Origin of the sequence: Devosia sp. 919 (assembly GCF_013185965.1) — a bacterium.
Classification (GTDB): domain Bacteria; phylum Pseudomonadota; class Alphaproteobacteria; order Rhizobiales; family Devosiaceae; genus Devosia.
In genome coordinates this window covers 1-659 of sequence record NZ_JABAOL010000011.1, presented here as the reverse complement: position 1 = coordinate 659, position 659 = coordinate 1, and the positions used below count along the sequence as shown (strand labels likewise).

At 61.9% G+C, this 659-nt stretch carries 1 protein-coding gene; it reads right to left on the bottom strand.

Annotated features, from left to right (window positions below; all coding sequences use genetic code 11):
* On the bottom strand, positions 1–659 hold a 659-nt coding region (locus HRQ64_RS19925; protein WP_172125972.1), incomplete at both ends, for a gamma-glutamyltransferase.

The following is a 659-nucleotide window of genomic DNA, read 5'->3' as shown; positions in this document are numbered from 1 at the left end:
GAAAATGTCCGTCCCAGCAAGAACCTCCCCCCCGCCAACGCTTCGGCTGGCCGTCTGCCGTAATCAATGAGGCGCGTGAGCAGCATGGCGAGCGTTTGCGGCTGCCCGTCCGCCCCTTGGGTCCCATAAAGCAAGCCTGGCTTGCCGTTGCGCAAAGCGATGCCCGGATTGAGGGTGTAAAAGGGTCGCTTACCGGGTCGAAAGCCGTTGATGTGGCTGGGATCAGGATCGAATGCCGCCCCCCGGTTCTGCCAGAGAATGCCGGTATCGCCGGCAACCACCCCGCTTCCCCAATCAAAGTAGATGCTCTGGAGCACGGAGGCACAGCGGCCCTCCTTGTCAGTGGCGGCGAAGTACACCGTATCGGCGGAGGCAAAGACCTGGGGCCAGGCCATGGCGCGATCGCTGATCGTTTCCGCCTTGGCGCGAAGTCGCGCCGGATCGAGCATGGCACCGAAATCGACATCGCAGCTATCTGGATCGGCGATCATGTGGCGATCGAGAAAGGCATGTTTGACCGCCTCCACCACCAGGTGAACATGCTCGGCGCTGTCCTCGGCAATGGACGAGAAATCAAAATGGGAGAGAATGCCCATGATGCCCAGTGTCGTCAGACCCTGTGTGGGCGCTGGCGGCGCAAGGAGCTGCAACCCCCGGTA